A 16556-nucleotide genomic window follows, 5' to 3' on the forward strand; every position below is an offset into this window, starting at 1 on the left:
ATGCGCTTACATTATCCGGGGGTCGCTGATGGCAGTAAACACAACGAGAGCACCGGTCACACAGATCTCGACCAGCACCGGCGCCCCCACAGGTAACAGGATGTTGAGTCGATTCGCCGACGTCCGGGTCAACACCAAAATTTATATTCTGGTGGCGTTTCTGCTTGTCGTCGCGCTCTCCGTCGGTATCCTCGGCATCGTTCAGATGAATAAGCTGAACGACAACCTGACGGTGATGAAGAACAAGCACGTAGCGAGCATGGGTTATGTGTCGAGCATGCATGCGGGAATGGCCATGATGTATCGCGGCATAGCGACTGCCTACGCGTCCGGCGGCGACAAGGCCAGGACGGCGGCCGCATTCACGCAGACGGAGGCCGCCGACACCGTCGTCGACGAAGCCCTCGCCTCGTACGCCACCGTAGCGGCCGATTCGCCGTCCCGCATGGCGGTCGTCGACACCGTCGATGACGCATGGGCTACCTACAAGGTCCTACGCAACGTTGTGGTGTTCGGGCAGTCGCCGCCGTCAGGTTTCAGCATGCCGACCGACACGACCACCGCATTCGGTGCCGCCACGCAAGCGATCACCGGCGGCACCGATGAGTTGCAAACGCTGGAGATCTCTGAATCGGACAAGATGGCCGCCGACGCGGCATCGTCGTACTCGGCCGCCCGCACGTCGATGTTCGTCGCCCTGGGAGTGGGTCTGATCCTGGCGTTGACGCTCTCCTACCTCGTGTCCTCGGCGATCAAACGGCAGGTCGACACGGTGGGCGCGGCACTCGCTGCGCTCGCGCGCAACGACCTGACCAACTCCGCAACCGTGTACGGGCGGGACGAGGTCGGCGCGATGGCAGTCGCCGTCAACGAGGCACGGGACGGTCTTCGGCTGACCCTGAACCAGATCGCCGACAGTTCCGCGACCCTGGCCGGCTCCAGCGCCGAGCTCTCGCAGCTCACCACCGAGATCTCCGCAAGTGCGGAGGAGGCGGCAGGCCGGGCCGGCGTCGTAGCCTCGGCCGCCGAGCTGGTCTCCGCGAACGTCGCGACGGTCGCAGCCGGCTCCGAGCAGATGGGCGCCTCGATCCGGGAGATCAGCGAGAACGCCACCCAGGCCGCTCGGGTGGCCGCGGAGGCGGTGAGCGTGGCCGAGTCGACGAACCAGACGGTCAGCAAGCTCGGCGCCTCCTCCGAGGAAATCGGCAACGTGGTCAAGGTGATCACGCAGATCGCCGAGCAGACCAACCTGCTCGCCCTGAACGCGACGATCGAGGCGGCCCGCGCCGGTGAGTCCGGCAAGGGCTTCGCCGTGGTGGCCAGCGAGGTCAAGGACCTCGCCCAGGAGACGGCGAAGGCCACGGAGGACATCTCCCACCGTGTCGAGGCGATCCAGGCCGACACCACCAACGCGGTGGCGGCCATCGCCGAGATCAGCCAGATCATCGCCAGGATCAACGACTACCAGCTCACCATCGCCTCCGCGGTCGAGGAGCAGACCGCCACCACCGGTGAGATGAGCCGCAGCGTGGCCGACGCCTCCGGCAGCACCTCCGACATCGCCGCCAACATCACCGGAGTGGCCACGTCGACGCAGTCGACCACCAGTGCGCTGGCTCGAGCGTCCGACAACGTCGAGGGCCTTGCCCGGGTCGCCTCCGAGCTGCAAAACGTGATCGCACGTTTCCACCTCTGAGGGCCCGCAGTTTCGGTAATGCCGGCGGGGATGCCGCGGTCGTTCAGATGACCGCATCCCCCCGCCCGAAAGCTGAAACTCGTGTCCTCATCGCCGTCCGTCAGTCGTCGCCGGCTTCTTCTCGGGGCCGGCGCCGCCGTCGCCCTCGGCCCCGCGGCGCAGGCCGCCGCGGCCGCTTCCCTGGTTCATCCGGGGATGCTGCACACCGACGCCGACCTCACCCGTATCCGCACCAAGCTCGCCGCCGGTGACGCTGTCATCACGGCCGGCTGGAAGCGGTTGGCCGCCAACGGGCGCTCCCAGCCGTCGTGGAAGCCTCGTCCGCTGGCCACCGTCGTGCGTGGCGGCACCGGCCAGAACTACGCCCAGTTCTATCCCGACGTGCACGCCGCCTATCAGAACGCGCTGCGGTGGCGCATCAGCGGCGAGAAGGCACACGCCCAGACCGCCAGCACCATCATCAACGCCTGGTCGTCGACAATGACGCAGGTCAACGGCAACGCGGACCGGTTCCTCGCGGCCGGTCTCTACGGGTATCAGCTGGCCAACGCCGCCGAGCTGATGCGTGGCTACGACGGGTTCGACCTGGCCGGCGCGCAGCGGCTGCTCAAGAACGTGTTCTACCCGCTCAACGACAGCTTCCTGAACCGGCACAACGATGCGTGCATCACGAACTACTGGGCGAACTGGGATCTGTGCACGGTGGCGTCGGTCATGGCGATCGGCATCCTGTGCGACGACCGGACTCTGTTCGGCCGCGCCGTCACCTATCTCCGTACCGGTGCCGGCAACGGCGCCATCCGCAACGCGGTGCCGATCCTGCACGGCGGCCTCGGCCAGTGGCAGGAAAGCGGACGCGACCAGGGCCACACGGTCCTGGGCATCGGCCTGCTGGGCACGATCTGCGAGATGGCCTGGAACCAGGGCGTCGATCTGTACGGCTACGACGACAACCGCTTCCTCAAGGGCGCCGAGTACGTGGCCCGTTACAACCTCGGCGCGGACGTGCCATTCGCCGCCTACCACTGGGGTGACGGCACGAAGTGCGCGGCACGGACACAGACCGTCGTGTCCGCCTCCGCGCGCGGGCAGTTGCGGCCGGTCTGGGAACTGGTCTTCAACCACTACGTCAACCGGCGGGGCTTGGCGGCGCCGAACGTGACGGCGATGGCCGCGTCCGTACGCGCCGAGGGCGGCGGCGGCGACTACGGGGCGGCCAGCGGCGGCTATGACCAGTTGGGTTTCGGAACGCTGTTGTTTACCCGTGACCGGACGCTGGTGGCCGCCGCCCCGGCCGCCTCGGTCCCGGCTCCGGTCTTGGCCAGTCACCGGCCTGCCCGGACCGGGGCGACGCCGTCGGGCAGCCCGGCCGGCGCGGTGCTGCCGAAGACGGGGCCGAGCGGAGACTTCGACCTCGCCGGGCAGCAGTCGGGCGCTGGTTCCCGGACGACCGCGCTCGCCGGAGCGGGTGCGGTGGCCGCCGCGATCGGCGGCGGGCTTTTGCTGCGCCTGCGCACCCGTCGCCGGGGAGATCACCGCTGAGCGGCGAGCCGGCCGCGATCGCCGGGCCGAGCCGCCGGCCAGGGAGGCCGTACTCTGCCCGGCAGCACACTCCGATTTCGGTAATGCGAGCGGCCCGAGGTTCGTCTTCGTGCGAGAAGACGATGGTTCGTGCCCGGCCGGCGCCCGATCGTGCACCGGGCGCGGCATGCGGCCCCGAGACAGGGAGTTGGTCGAAGTATGCGCAGCCCCGAAGCACTCGTGCCGGTGGAGCGGGTGCGGGCAGCCCAGCGCGGTGATCGCGCCGCGCTGGAACAGCTCATCGCCGACCACCTCACGATGCTCTACAACGTCGCCGGCCGGGCGCTCGGCGGGCACGCCGACGTCGACGACGTAGTGCAGGAGACGCTGCTGCGTGTCGTGGAGAACATTTCCGCCGTACGGGATCCCGCCCGGTTCTCCGGCTGGATCCTGGCCATCGTGCACCGCCAGGTCGCGGAGCGGATCCGCCGGCGGCAGGCCGTCACGGCCCGCACCAGTTCGCTGGAAGCGGCGTCGGAGGTCGCCGACCCGGGCGCCGACTTCGCCGATGCGACGATCCTGCGGCTGGGACTGTCGGGTCAGCGGCGGCAGGTCGTCGAGGCGGTGCGCTGGCTCGATCCCGGCGACCGGTTCCTGCTGTCGCTGTGGTGGCTGGAGGTCGCCGGAACCATCGGCCGTGCCGACCTGGTCACCGCCCTCGGCACCGGCGCCGGCCACGCCGCCGTACGGATCAAGCGCATGCGCGACCAGTTGGAGCTGTCCCGGTGCATCGTCGGAGCTCTCGACGCCGAGCCGCGCTGCCCGCAACTGGCGGAGGTGGTGCAGATCTGGGACGGCAACCCCGGCCCGGTCTGGCGTAAACGACTGGGCCGTCATCTGCGCGACTGCCGCATCTGCCCGGCGGACGGCCGGCGACTCGCGCCACCGGAGGCGCTGCTGGCCGGGCTCGCCATGCTGCCGTTGCCCGCGTCGCTGGCGGCCTGTTCCGTGCCGACGGCGATCGTCGCCGCCGGCGTTCCCGCGGTCGCCGGCGGTGGTCTGCTGGGCGCGTCCGTGCTCGCCAAGGTCGCGGTTGCGGCCGTGGGGGCGGTGGTGGTCTCCGGTGCGACGGTAGCGGCGCTCCAGCAGGGCTCCGGCACACCGCGAGCCGTGGCCCCGCCTCCGGCGGTGACGGCGTCCGCCACGCCCGGCGCGAGCCCGCGGCCGGCGTCCCCGTCCCCCGTGGTCGCCGGCGCCCCGGCTGTTCGCTACGGCAGCGTCGTCGACACCGCCGACGCGGCGCCGCCGGAGGATCGCGAACCGGGCAGGCTACCGGCCCGCCCGGAGGGCACTCTGGCGGTGGTGGCCAGTGGCGACAACGACCCGCGTGCGGAGGTGGTCTCGCTGATCCGCCGCGGCCAGTGGGTCACCTACCGTGGGCGCGGATACCTGCGTATCGAGTTCTCCGCGGCCTATACCCAGCGGGCCGGCGCCATCGCGCTGCCGTCCTGGACCGGGCTGCGAGGCAGGCTCTTCCACGTCGCGTCCGGCGGTGGCCGGCGGCTCGACGACCAGATCCCGGACGCCGCCGAGGGCACCACCGGCATGGGCGATGCCACCCACGGACACGCCGTGCTGCCGGCCGGCGCGCAGCAGATGTGGCACTTCGAGTACTACTACCTCGACGGCCAGGTGACGTTCACCTCCAACGAACGCGGCGCCGACTACAACCTTTACGTCCACCTCGCCGACCGTGCGAGCATCGACGCGGACATCCGTACCGCCCCGGGACCGGACGTCGCCCCCATCCGCTACGGACTGGCCCGCGACGACGGCACGGACGCCTGCCCGGTCCCGCAGTACGCCACCCGCGCCACCCCCGCCGACCCGGCCGTCGTGCCGCAGAAAAGCAACCTGCGATGAACCGCCGCCGGCCCGGTAACGGGTGGCGTTCACCGTTCGGCGGTGTCCGCCACGACGAAGTCCGCGAAATCGGCCAGGAGCCGGCGGCGGGAGAGGTCCTGAGCGCAGACGCCGACCATGGTGCCGGTGAAGCGCAGCGGCGGCCCGATCTCGTCGGACAGCGCGTCGAGGTCCAGTTCCGGCCCGACTCTCTCCCAGCCCTGGCCGGCATCGTCGATGCTGAAGACCAGCCGGAGCCGCCGGATCTCGGCCCGCATCCGGACCGGGCCCGGGCCGACCGCGCCCCGGCCGCGTTCGAGCGTATTACCGGGGGTCTTGCTGACCACCCCGGCGACCCGGCCGAGGCGCTCGTCGTGAGTTATCGCGAGGTAGTGGTAGCCGGTGGTGTTGTAGTAGAGGACCAGACCGGCCAGCTCGGTGAAGTGCTGCGGGTCGGCGTCCACGGTGACCTCGACCGAGCAGTCCAGACTGGGCAGGCGGCGGGCGAGCAGGGACTGGTGGAACAGCGAGTCGAGGCTTTCCCGGCCGCGCAGCCGCAGCCATCCCGGCCGGCTCGTCAGGTCCGCCCAGGTGGGTTCGGCCGGTACGCGGAGACTGACCCATTCCGGTCCCTGGAACGGCCGCTCCGCGGGCCACGCCTCCGCCTCCGGGACGTCGATGCCGGGCACCTCCGCGAACGGGTGATGGCCGCCGCCGGTCAGTCGTGGCCAGCCGTCGGCATCCCAATGCACCCGTTGAAGGAAGGTTTCCCGGCCGAGCGGGCACCGCAGCCCGTTGCGGCCCATGACGGGGCGAGAACCGAGATGGACGAGGAAGTTCTCGCCGGCGGGTGTCGTGATGAGCTGGCCGTGACCTGCCTTCTGAATTGCTTGGCCCGGGTCATCGCGGGAGGTGAGCAGCGCGTGCGGATCGGTCTCGTAGGGTCCGCGCAGATCGCGCGAGCGCGCGAGCCGGACGCCATGGTGGTATCCGGTGCCACCCTCGGCGAGGGTGAGGTAGTACCAGCCGTCCCGCTCGAACAGATGAGAGCCTTCCACCAGCTCATCGCTGCGGAAGATCACACTTTGTTCCCCGGTGAGCGCGCGGCGGCGGTGGTCGTACTCCTGCAGCAGCACTCCGCCGAAGGAGAAACGATCGGCGCGGTGGTCCCAGTTGACGTTCAGGAGGTAGCGGCGCCCGTCGGCCGCATGGAAGAGCGACGGATCGAACCCCGAGGAGTTGAGATGGACCGGGTCGCTCCACGGACCGCCGGGCTGCGGGGCGGTCACAAGGTAATTGTCGAGGTCCTTGTGCGGTCCTCCGGCGGTGCGCACGACGGTGTACACCATCCAGTACAGGCCGTCGCCGTAGCTGAGCGCTGGTGCCCAGATGCCACCGGAATCCGGCACGCCCCGCAGATCGAGATGGTCGGCGCGGTCGAGCACCGCGCCGATGGGGCGCCAGGTGCGCAGGTCGGTCGAGGTGTGCAGGGAGATTCCCGGGAACCACTCGAAGGTGCTGGTGGCGATCACGTACTGGGCGCCGACCCGGACGGCGGAGGGATCGGGGTGGAAACCGGGGAGGATCGGATTGATGATCATGCGCTGAGGCCGAGGTCGTCTTCCAGGACCTCGGTCCGCAGTGGCCGGCCGGTGAGAATCCTCTCCACCTCGTCGAGCGCCGCATCGGTGATGCGCCGGATCTCGGTATCGAGGGAACCCGAGATGTGCGGAGTGATCATGACGTTGGGCAGGTCGTACAGCACGGAGTCGGCGGGCAGCGGTTCCGGATCGGTGACGTCGAGGATGGCGTGCAGCCGGCCGCTGCGGCATTCGGCCTCGAGCGCGGCGGTGTCCAGCAGGGCGCCCCGGGCGGTGTTGATGACCGTCGCGTGGTCGGGAAGCAGGCCGAGCTCCTGGACGCCGATGAGGTGGTGTGTGGACGGCAGGAGCGGTGCGTGGATGGACAGCACGTCTATCTCCGGGAGCATGCTGTGCAGGCTGACCAGCTGGGCTCCGCGGGTGCGGACGGCCTTCGGGTCGGCGAACGGGTCGGCGACCAGGCAGGTGACGTCCTCCAGCTGCCGCACGCGGTCGACCACGCGCCGGCCGACCTTGGAGAAGCCGACGATCCCGACCGTCAGGCCGAGGTTGCTCATCGGTCCGCGGCGGTGCCGGTAACCCCAGTTGTCGCGGTGCCGGCGCGCGTCCGCGGCCAAGAAGGGCGCCTTCTTGCCGGCCAGGACGACGGCCGCGAAGGTGAACTCCGCAACCGGGATGGCATTGACCTCCGCGGCGCTGGTCACCACGATGCCGCGCTGCCACACCCACGGGCTGACGAGACTCTTGACCGAGCCGCCGCAGTGCACGACGGCGGCCAGCCGGGGCAGCCGGTCGAGGATCGACCGGTCGAGGTGCGGACTGCCCCACCCGGTGAGCAGGATGTCCACTCCGGCCAGCTCACCGTCGGAGAGCAGCCCGAGGTCGTCGGCCCGCATCGGCTCTGTCGTGGGGGTCAGCGACCGGAGCCGGTCCAGTCGCCGGTCGTCGAACTGATCGGCGAAAGTCTGGGCGTTCATGAGGGCGAGAGCTGTCATCGTCTCCTACTTCGACAGGTGCGGCAGCATGATGCAGGGGCCAGCAGTGGGAACGGTCTCTATCGCGGCGATTCGCGAAACCAAGCGTTTGACCTGCATGCGTAACTCAATGGCAACAAGGTATTGACGATCATGTTCGCGAAGCCTACTTTCCGTAGAAAGCGATTTCTATAACGGAGAGTACTTCAAAGGCACCTGTGAGCGTCAAGGAGGCGTGCGTATGAACGACCGGAACAGGCGCTGGTCAGCCGGTGTCGTGGCGGTGGTCCTGGCCCTCTCGATGGCGGCCTGCGGCGGCAGCGACGCCTCCACCTCGACCGGCCCGGTCGAGGTGGAGTACTGGGCATGGTCCCCCAACAACGAACCGGTGGTGGCCAAGTTCAACGCCACTCACCCGAAGATCAAGCTCAAATTGGTCAAGCAGGCCGACAACCCGACCACCGCGACCGGACTGCGCAACGCGGTGGCGGCCGGCCAGAACGTACCGTGCCTGGTGCAGAACTTCGGCGAGGTCCCGTCGCTGCTCGCCGAGGGTCTGCTGGCCGACGTCACCACGCAGCTCGAACCGTCCGTCGAGAAGAAGACGTTCACCGAGACGGCGGTCAAGGGCGTCACCGTGCAGGGCAAGTACTACGGCGTTCCGACCGGTGCCGCTCCCACCTTCATGATGATCAATCGGGCGGTCTACGACCGGTACGGCATCGCCGTCCCCAAGACCTGGGACGACATCATCGCCGCGGGTATCAAGCTCAAGCCGCATGGTGTCCAGGTGATGAACCTGGCCGGCGAGGACCCCAGCACGCTGGTCAGCCTGGTGCAGCAGGCGGGCGGCACGTGGTACGCGGTGCAGAGCGACGCGTGGAAGGTGGGTTTCCTGTCGCCCGAGTCGCTCAAGGCCGCCCGGATCGTGCAGCAACTCGTCGACAACGGGATCGTCGCGAACCAGACCTACACCGACCGGCCGGCCCTCATCGCCTACTTCGACCAGGGAAAGATGGTGTCGCTGCCGACCGCGACCTGGCAATTGGCCAACTACGAAACGAATTTCAAGCGGTCGATCGGTAACTGGCAGCCGGTGGACCTGCCGCAGTACTCGGACGCCACGACGTTCGTCACGCCGGCGCACGGCAGCGCGATGCTGATCCCGAAGGGCTGCCGGCACCTGGCGGAAGCCACTGAGGCCGGTGTCTGGATCAACAGCGCCAAGGAGGCCATCGACGCCTCGTACAACGCCGAGACCGGTGCCTACGCGTGGCCGGGCGCCATCGCCGACCCGTCACCGTGGGTGGAATCGGCGGTGCCGAAGAACCTCTTCGGCAGCCGCCGCGCGGAAGCGGCGCCGATCATCCTGAAGGCCACCAAGGCGGGCGCCGACCCGTGGCTGGTGGGGCCGAACTACACCGCGGTCTTCAAGGAACTGCAGGACCAGTGGGCCCTGGCGGTCACCAAAAAGATCACCTTCCAGCAATTGCTGGAGCACATGCAGACCTACACCGTGGCCGACCTGAAGGCCAAGGGAATCAGCGTCGCCGCAAGCTGACCGGCGGCCGCCCAGACAAGGGATTCGGGTATTCATGGCAAAGACACTGGTGCTGCCGGCGAAGAAGTCGCCGGCAGCACCACCTCCCTCGGTAAAGCGGTCCATCGTCCGGCGGCGGCGTAAGGCGTTCAACGGAGTCTCCTTCACCGTTCCGTACTTCCTCGGGTTCGCCGTGTTCGTGGTCGCCCCGCTGGTCATCGGACTGGCCAAGAGCCTCTACACGACGCAGTCCTCGGGACTCGGATTCGGCGGGCAGACGGTCACCTTCAGTGGCTTCGACAACTTCGCGCGTGGCCTGCGGGACGGGCAGTTCTGGGGCGGGATGTGGCGGGTCGCGCTGTTCGCGGTCGTGGTCATCCCGCTGACCCAGATCGCCGGCCTGGTGGCCGCGCTGCTGGTCGACGAGGTGGGCCGCCGGCTCGCCGGGCGTTTCCGGGTGGCGCTCCTGGTGCCCTACATGATTCCCGGCATCGTGGCGATCCTGATCTGGATCTATCTCTACAGTCCGGTGGTCGGCCCGCTGACCCCGTTCTTCGCGATGCTGGGCGTCCACGCCGACTTCTACAGCGGCAGTCTCATCTGGGTGTCCATCGGCAACATCATGGTGTGGAGCAGCCTGGGCTTCAACATCCTGGTGGTGTACGGCGCTCTGCAGTCGGTACCACCGGAGATCTTCGACAGCGCCCGGGTCGACGGCGCGTCGCGGTTGCGGATCGCGTGGTCCATCAAAGTGCCGTACGTGCGTACCTCGCTGGTGCTCACCTCGGTGCTGGGCATCATCGGCACGTTGCAGATCTTCAGCGATCCGATGCTGTTCCGGTCGATGACTCCGCAGACCGTCGGCCGCAACTTCACGCCGATCATGATGATCTACGACCAGGCGTTCGCGGTCGGTGACCTCAACTACGCCGCCGCGCTGTCGATCATTCTCGCCCTCGTCGTCGGCATCATCTCGGCCATCATCTACAAACTCACCAATAGGGCACCGATATGACTGACAGCACCGGCCGCCGCGGCGCCCCCCGATCGGCGCGCATCCTGGTGATTTCAGGACTCGCGATGTTCGTCGCCTACTCACTCGCCCCGGTGTGGTTCCTGGTGGTGTCGGCGACCAAGTCCCAGGACGACCTCTACAGCACCAACGGTCTGTGGTTCGCCCGTTTCCGCCTGTGGGAGAACCTCGGTCAACTGTTCACCTACCACGACGGCATCTTCCTGCGATGGATGGGCAACAGCCTGCTGTACGGGGTGGCCAGCACCGCCGGGATGACACTCATCTGCCTTGCCTGCGGTTATGGCCTCGCGATGTACCGATTCCGGGGTCGCGGCGTGCTGATGGCCTGCGTCATCGGGTCGTTCCTGGTGCCCGGTGCTCTGCTCACCATTCCGTCCTTCCTGCTTTTCACCCATCTCGGCCTGGTCGACACGCCGTGGGCGGTGATCCTGCCCGGCTTCTTCACCCCGCTGTCGGTCTACCTCGCCAAGGTGTACGCCGAGGGCGCCATTCCACCGGAGCTGCTGGAGGCCGCCCGCATCGACGGGGCCGGCGAATACCGGATCTTCTTCCAGATCGGCCTGCGCCTGATGTCCACCGGCGCGGCGACCGTGTTCCTGCTCGGCTTCATCGCCTCCTGGAACGCGTTCTACTTCCCACTGGTGTTCCTACGCGGAGAATCCAAATGGACGGTCATGCTCGGCCTGTACTCCTGGCTCAACGTCAAGATCGACCAGTCCATCGACCTGACCAGCCTGGTCGAGGCCGGCGCACTGGTATCACTGATCCCGATGGTGGCGCTCATGCTGTCGATGCAGCGCTACTGGCGCTCCGGCATCACGCTCGGCAGCCTGAAATAGCCGGCCGGGTGGCCCCGCCGCAGGGCACCGGCTCAGCCGCGGACGGGCCGGCCCGCGGCGTGACCCGGAGGCGGGGCGGATTCGCGGACCACCACATGGGTGCCGAGCATCAGGTGCTGGGGGCCGACGCGCTGGTCGGAGTTGAGAGCGAGCCGGACCGCGGCGCGGCCGAGCTCCTCCTGCGGAACGTGCACGGTGGTGAGCGCCGGAAACAGATCGGAGGCCAGCGGGATGTCGTCGTAGCCGGCAACCGCGACGTCGTCGGGCACCCGCTTGCCGGCCGCGCGCAGCGCCTGCAGAACGCCGGCGGCGACGACGTCCGTGGCGGCCAGGATCGCGGTGAACTCCGCACCCTTGGCCAGCAGGGCCCGGGTGGCCTCGTAGCCGAACGAGCGGCTGTGGTCACCCGGCAGGATGAGCTGCCCGTCCGGCTCGAGACCGTGGGCCTGGTGTGCCTTGCGGAAGCCGGCCACCCGCTGGGTGCTGGTGACCAGGCCGGGAACCTTCCCGAGGAAGGCGATGCGGCGGTGACCGGATGCCAGCAGGTGCGCGGTCACCGCATAGGCCCCGCCCTCGTTGTCGTACTCGACGACCGTCGCCGGGGCCTCCGGGTCGGCCAGCGGTGGCCGGCCGACCAGCACCAGCCGGGAGCCGGACCGGTCGAGGGCGTGGGCATTGCGGATCATGCGTGCTTCGTACTCGTCGTTCTCCCAGGCGCCGCCCGCCACGATCACGGCGTCGGCGTTCTGCTGACGCATGAGGTCGATGAACTGGACCACCTGCTGCCAGTCCCCGTCCGTCGTGCACACCATGCACAGCCGGCCCTCCTCCGTCGCCTGATGCATCACGCCACGGGCGATGTAGGCGAAGAACGCGCCGGTGACATCGTCGATCAGGAAGGCGACGGTCTTGGTCGACGTGCCGGTCAGAGCCCGGGCCTGTGCGTTGACCACGTAGTCGAGGTCGCGCATGGCACGTTGCACCCGGGTCCGGGTGGCGGAGGCGACGGGATAGTTGCCGAGCAGAACGCGCGACACCGTGGACGGCGAGACACCGGCCCGTGCCGCGACGTCCCGGACGGTGGTCCGGCCGGCGGCGACCGGCACTGTTCTCTTGGCCACGGGTGCCGTTCCTCCGCTCACACGTCGAGCGATCAGAATAGTCGACTGCTCGTTTCGGGGTAGACGCGCACCGCAGCATCCGTTCTCTACGGCTGACCGTGGCCTCCGAGCCCACGATCCTCCCGACCTGAGCGCGGTGCCTGCGGGACGAATAGAAACCGATTGCCAGTCCGCGAACCTCAATCCCGGGAGGGATCATGTCGAGACGCCCGAGCATGGCTCGGATATCGAGGTTTCCAGCCGCCTTCGCACTCGCCCTGTTGCTGATCGCCACGGTCGGGCCGGCGCCCGCAGCGCGTGCCGCTTCCGCCGCTTCCGCCGTGGAAACGGACTATCCGGCTGTCGCGCTGCACCGGGTCACCAGTAGCGCGGGCTTCGTCCATCCCGGCATCGGCGTCAGCGCCGAGCACCTGCTCACCGCTCGCCGGCAGGTTCTCGCGGGCTCAGAACCCTGGGCTTCCTACTACGCGGCGATGATCGCCACCAAGTACTCCTCGACGACGTTCACCTCCGCGAATGCGGGAAGCGAGACCGACCGGCCCGGCACGGATGCGTTCGGCTCGTCCTCGGTGCAGTCGAAGTTCATCGACGACGCCTTCCGGGCGTACACCCAGGCGATTCTCTATGTGTTCACCGGGAACCCGGCGTATCGGGAGAACGGGCTCCGGTTGCTGCGCATCTGGGGTCACATGGACCCGGCCAAGTACAAGTACTACGCCGACGCCCACATCCACACCGGTGTGCCGTTGCTGCGGATGCTGGCGGCCGCCGAACTGTTGCGGTACTCGAGCGTCAATGCCGGCCCCACCGGCTACGACCTGACGTGGCAGCCGACCGACACGGCCGGCCTGACCACCAACCTGATCGAGCCCATCACGGCGACCTTCCTGTTCAGCAACACCCGCTTCATGAACCAGCACCTCTACGGGCTGGCCGGTGCGCTGGCCGGCGCGATCTTCACCGACAACCTGCCTCGCTACCGTGAGCGCGTCGAGTGGTTCTCGGTGAACTCCACCAACCCGGACACCTACGCCAACGGGGCGCTGACCTCCGTCGTCCGGCGCATCGACGCCAAGGATCCGCTGAACCCCTACGGTCACTCGTTCATCCAGAACCAGGAGATGGGCCGGGACCAGGCGCATGCGTGGGACGACCTGGCGAAGCTCAGCGAGATCGGCCGGCTGCTGACCATCCAGGGCACACGGCTCGATCCCCGCACCGGAACCGTGTCCGGCCGTCGTGACGCGGTTTCGCCGTACCGGTTCGCGGGTGACCGGCTGCTCGCCGGGGCGGACGCCTTCTACGCGTACATGATCGGCAAGACCGTGCCGTGGATCGACACCAGCGACCACGGCGGGGTGGTCTCCGAGGCCTACCGGGGGCGGATCTTTGCGCCGGTCGACGAGCTCTACGACGTGTACCGGTACGACCTGGGTGTCGACGTCGCCCGCCGGGCGCCGCACGTCGCCCTGATGGCCCGGCAGTCGGACGGCCCGGTGTTCTATTGGGGCACCGCGGCGTACAACTTCTGGAACAGCAACCCGGACTACAACCCCGATCAATGGCTGTCCCTGCCCGCGCCGGTGGCGGGGCAGGGCCGCCCGGCTCAGGCCGACGCGCTGGTGCAGGTCGAGCGGCGCAGTGTCGCGATGGACGGCAACTCCTCCGTCCGGCGGGAGGGAGACCGCGCTTTCGTCCGCCTGCAGGGCGGCCGGGGCGGCTCCACGATCGCGATCCGCACGCTGATGTACGAGGACCGCAAAGGCTACAGTCCGGTGGGACTGCTGCTGCGCACGAACGGCGAAGCCACCCTGCAGATACGTAAGGACCAGCGGCTGGCGCCGTATCGCACGCTGCAACTGCCGGATACCGGTGGGCAGTGGCGGTACGTCGTCTACGACATGGACCTCGGGTTGCTGCCCGGCACGACGGCGGGCGAGAACCTCGCCTACTTCACCGTGCTCGCCCCCGCACGCGCCGGCGTCGACATCGACGCCGTCAACCTGCAGGCCAAAACTCAGCTGAGCCCACCGACGTTCGCGCAGGGGCAGCAGGCGACCCTGATCGCGGTGGCCGGCGAACAACTGACCCGATCCCTGGCGGCCGCCGACAGCGCCGGCGACCCGCTCCACTACGCCGCCGCCGGGCTGCCCGCGGGCGCGACCGTCGACGCGTCGACCGGGACGCTGGCCTGGTCGCCTACGGCCGGCGACGTGGGTTCCCATCGCTTCGTGCTGACCGCCGACGACGGCACGGTGGACACCGTCCTCGATGTCGGCGTCAAGGTGGCCGCCGATCGTGCGGACGCGATCGCCGCCGCCTCGCAGGGCTACCGGCCCGGGCTGGCGTACGTGCCGGCGACCCTGGAATCGATGACCGCGGCGCGGGCCACCGCAGAGCAGACAGCCGCTTCGGGGGACGGCGCGACGTTCGCCGCGAGCCTCGTGGTGCTGCAGGAGTCGGTGTCCCGCCTGGAACCGCTGAATCCGCAGCTGCCCGACCGGACGCTGGATTTCCGCCGGCTCGCGTCCTCGCCGACACTGACCGGCTATGCCGTCGCCAACATGGCCGACGGCGACTTCAACTCGACCTCGGGTGACCTGCGGGCACCGTTCGTGCTCGACTTCGGCGCGGATTTCCGGGTCCGGGCCGACGCGTTCGGTCTCCAGGCCCGGTGGAACTTCGCGAACCGGTCCGAGGGCGCCAACGTCTACGGCTCCGACGACGGCGTGACCTGGACCCTGCTCAGCTCACGGGAGACCACGAACACGACCGAGTCCAAGTTCGTCATGGAGACGATCCCGGTGCGGGACGAGGTGCGCGGATCGAGTTTCCGCTTCCTCAAGGTCCAGGTCGACCACCCCGGTGTGCCGACCGATCCCGCCTACCCCGGCATCTCCTCCTTCAGCGAGCTGCGCATCTTTGGGGAACGGTCTCTCAGATCCTGAACAGCAAGGGAGCATGTCAAAGCGATGAAATATAGAAATCGGTTGCTATTGTTAACCAGCGCCTGACCTCCCCGTAACAAACCCAGGCGCGGAGTCACGCAGATCCCAACCCCCGATGGGAGAAGCTCCATGAGTTCCTGCGAAACCGGTGGCTTGAGCCGCCGTCGACTACTCCACGCCGCAACCGGGCTGGCGGCCGCCGCGGCCGTCGGCACCGTGGCCGGCACTCGCGCCATGGCGGCGCCGGCCACCTTCACCCACCCGGGCATGCTCAACGCCTACGGCGAACTGAACCGGGCGAAGGTCCGGGTCGCCGCCGGCGCCGAGCCTTGGCTCTCCGGCCGGAACCGGCTGGTTGCCAACGCGCACGCGAGCTCGTCGTGGACGGCCAGTCCGAAGGCAACGGTGATTCGTGGCGGCACCGGTGAGAACTACGGCAGCCTCTACAACGACATCGCCGCCGCCTACCAGAACGCGGTTCGCTGGCAGATCGCCGGCACCGCGGCGAACGGTGACTGTGCCGTGCGGATCCTCAACGCATGGTCGTCGACCCTCACCGCGGTGACCGGCAATGCCGACCGGTTCCTCGCGGCCGGCATCTACGGCTGGCAGTTCGCGAACGCGGCCGAGCTGATGCGCGGCTATGCCGGCTTCGACCTGGCCCGGTTCCAGTCCATGATGAAGGCGGTGTTCTACCCGCTCAACAACCAGTTCCTGATCAACCACAACGACGCCTGCATCACGAACTACTGGGCCAACTGGGACCTGTGCAACATGGCGTCGATCATGGCGATCGGCATCCTCTGCGACGACGGCGCGAAATTCGACCAAGCGGCGAACTACTTCCGGTCCGGCGCCGGGAACGGCTCGATCACCCACGCGGTCCCGTTTCGCTACTACGACGTCGACGGCTACGACCTCGCCCAGTGGCAGGAGTCCGGCCGCGATCAGGGCCACACCATGATGGGCATGGGCCAGATGGGCGCCCTCTGCGAGATGGCCTGGAACCAGGGCGTCGACCTGTACGGCTACGACGACTACCGCTTCATGCACGCCGCCCAGTACGTGGCGAAGTACAACCTCGGCAACAGCGTGCCCTTCACCACGTACACCTGGGGCACCGGTCAGAGCTGCGCCAGCAGCTCGCAGACCGTCATCGCGCCGGGCAGCCGCGGGCAGCTGCGGCCGGTGTGGGACATGCTCTATTACCACTACTACGGGCGGCTGCGGAAAGACGTGCCCTACATCCGGGCGATGGCCGAGGTGGTCCGCCCGGAGGGCGGCGGTGGTGACTACGGGACCGCCAGCGGCGGTTTCGACCAACTCGGCTTCGGCACTCTGCTGTACGCCAAGTAGACCGGCATCGAGGCGCCCCGTC

11 protein-coding genes are annotated in these 16556 nt (G+C 68.5%); 8 read left to right on the forward strand and 3 right to left on the reverse strand.

Annotated elements, in window-relative coordinates:
- The first annotated feature begins 100 nt into the window (after positions 1 to 100).
- The 3 genes from AB0E90_RS49330 to AB0E90_RS49340 all read left to right on the forward strand — a co-directional run bounded on the left by AB0E90_RS49330 (position 101) and on the right by AB0E90_RS49340 (position 5140).
- Positions 101 to 1696: a methyl-accepting chemotaxis protein gene (locus AB0E90_RS49330; protein ID WP_360420388.1), complete on the forward strand. Its 1596-nt coding sequence runs from the start codon at positions 101 to 103 to the stop codon at positions 1694 to 1696.
- A gap of 81 nt (positions 1697 to 1777) precedes the next feature.
- Positions 1778 to 3238, forward strand: a complete 1461-nt coding sequence (locus AB0E90_RS49335) for an alginate lyase family protein (protein WP_360420390.1) — start codon at positions 1778 to 1780, stop codon at positions 3236 to 3238.
- 198 nt (positions 3239 to 3436) lie between these two features.
- Positions 3437 to 5140, forward strand: coding sequence for a sigma-70 family RNA polymerase sigma factor (locus AB0E90_RS49340; RefSeq protein WP_360420392.1), 1704 nt, complete (start codon positions 3437 to 3439; stop codon positions 5138 to 5140).
- 29 nt (positions 5141 to 5169) lie between these two features.
- Here the strand turns inward: AB0E90_RS49340 and AB0E90_RS49345 are convergent, their stop codons facing one another.
- Positions 5170 to 6720: a glycoside hydrolase family 43 protein gene (locus tag AB0E90_RS49345; protein ID WP_360420394.1), complete on the reverse strand. Its 1551-nt coding sequence runs from the start codon at positions 6718 to 6720 to the stop codon at positions 5170 to 5172.
- Positions 6717 to 7715, reverse strand: a complete 999-nt coding sequence (locus AB0E90_RS49350; RefSeq protein ID WP_360420396.1) for a hydroxyacid dehydrogenase — start codon at positions 7713 to 7715, stop codon at positions 6717 to 6719. The genes AB0E90_RS49345 and AB0E90_RS49350 overlap by 4 nt, the downstream gene beginning before the upstream one ends.
- Before the next feature lie 220 nt (positions 7716 to 7935).
- Between AB0E90_RS49350 and AB0E90_RS49355 the strand changes: the two genes are divergently transcribed.
- Genes AB0E90_RS49355 through AB0E90_RS49365 form a run of 3 tightly spaced genes read left to right on the forward strand, consistent with a single transcriptional unit; the run spans position 7936 to position 11109 of the window.
- Positions 7936 to 9255, forward strand: a complete 1320-nt coding sequence (locus AB0E90_RS49355; protein ID WP_360420398.1) for an extracellular solute-binding protein — start codon at positions 7936 to 7938, stop codon at positions 9253 to 9255.
- Positions 9256 to 9289: 34 nt separating this feature from the next.
- Positions 9290 to 10249 (forward strand): sugar ABC transporter permease, encoded by a 960-nt coding sequence (locus tag AB0E90_RS49360; protein ID WP_360420400.1) that lies wholly within the window; start codon positions 9290 to 9292, stop codon positions 10247 to 10249.
- Entirely contained in the window at positions 10246 to 11109 is an 864-nt protein-coding gene (locus tag AB0E90_RS49365; RefSeq protein ID WP_360420402.1) for a carbohydrate ABC transporter permease, read from the forward strand. Before AB0E90_RS49360 ends, AB0E90_RS49365 begins: the two co-directional genes overlap by 4 nt.
- A gap of 32 nt (positions 11110 to 11141) precedes the next feature.
- On the opposite strand, the gene AB0E90_RS49370 is transcribed toward AB0E90_RS49365, so the two are convergent.
- On the reverse strand, positions 11142 to 12230 hold the full coding sequence (locus tag AB0E90_RS49370; protein ID WP_360420404.1) for a LacI family DNA-binding transcriptional regulator: 1089 nt from the start codon (positions 12228 to 12230) through the stop codon (positions 11142 to 11144).
- 197 nt (positions 12231 to 12427) lie between these two features.
- On the opposite strand from AB0E90_RS49370, the gene AB0E90_RS49375 reads away from it, so the two are divergent.
- Positions 12428 to 15178: a putative Ig domain-containing protein gene (locus AB0E90_RS49375; RefSeq protein WP_360420406.1), complete on the forward strand. Its 2751-nt coding sequence runs from the start codon at positions 12428 to 12430 to the stop codon at positions 15176 to 15178.
- 129 nt (positions 15179 to 15307) lie between these two features.
- Positions 15308 to 16534 (forward strand): alginate lyase family protein, encoded by a 1227-nt coding sequence (locus AB0E90_RS49380; RefSeq protein ID WP_360420408.1) that lies wholly within the window; start codon positions 15308 to 15310, stop codon positions 16532 to 16534.
- Positions 16535 to 16556 lie beyond the last annotated feature (22 nt).

The sequence above is a fragment of the Actinoplanes sp. NPDC026619 genome, from assembly GCF_040638295.1.
Classification (GTDB): Bacteria; Actinomycetota; Actinomycetes; order Mycobacteriales; family Micromonosporaceae; genus Actinoplanes.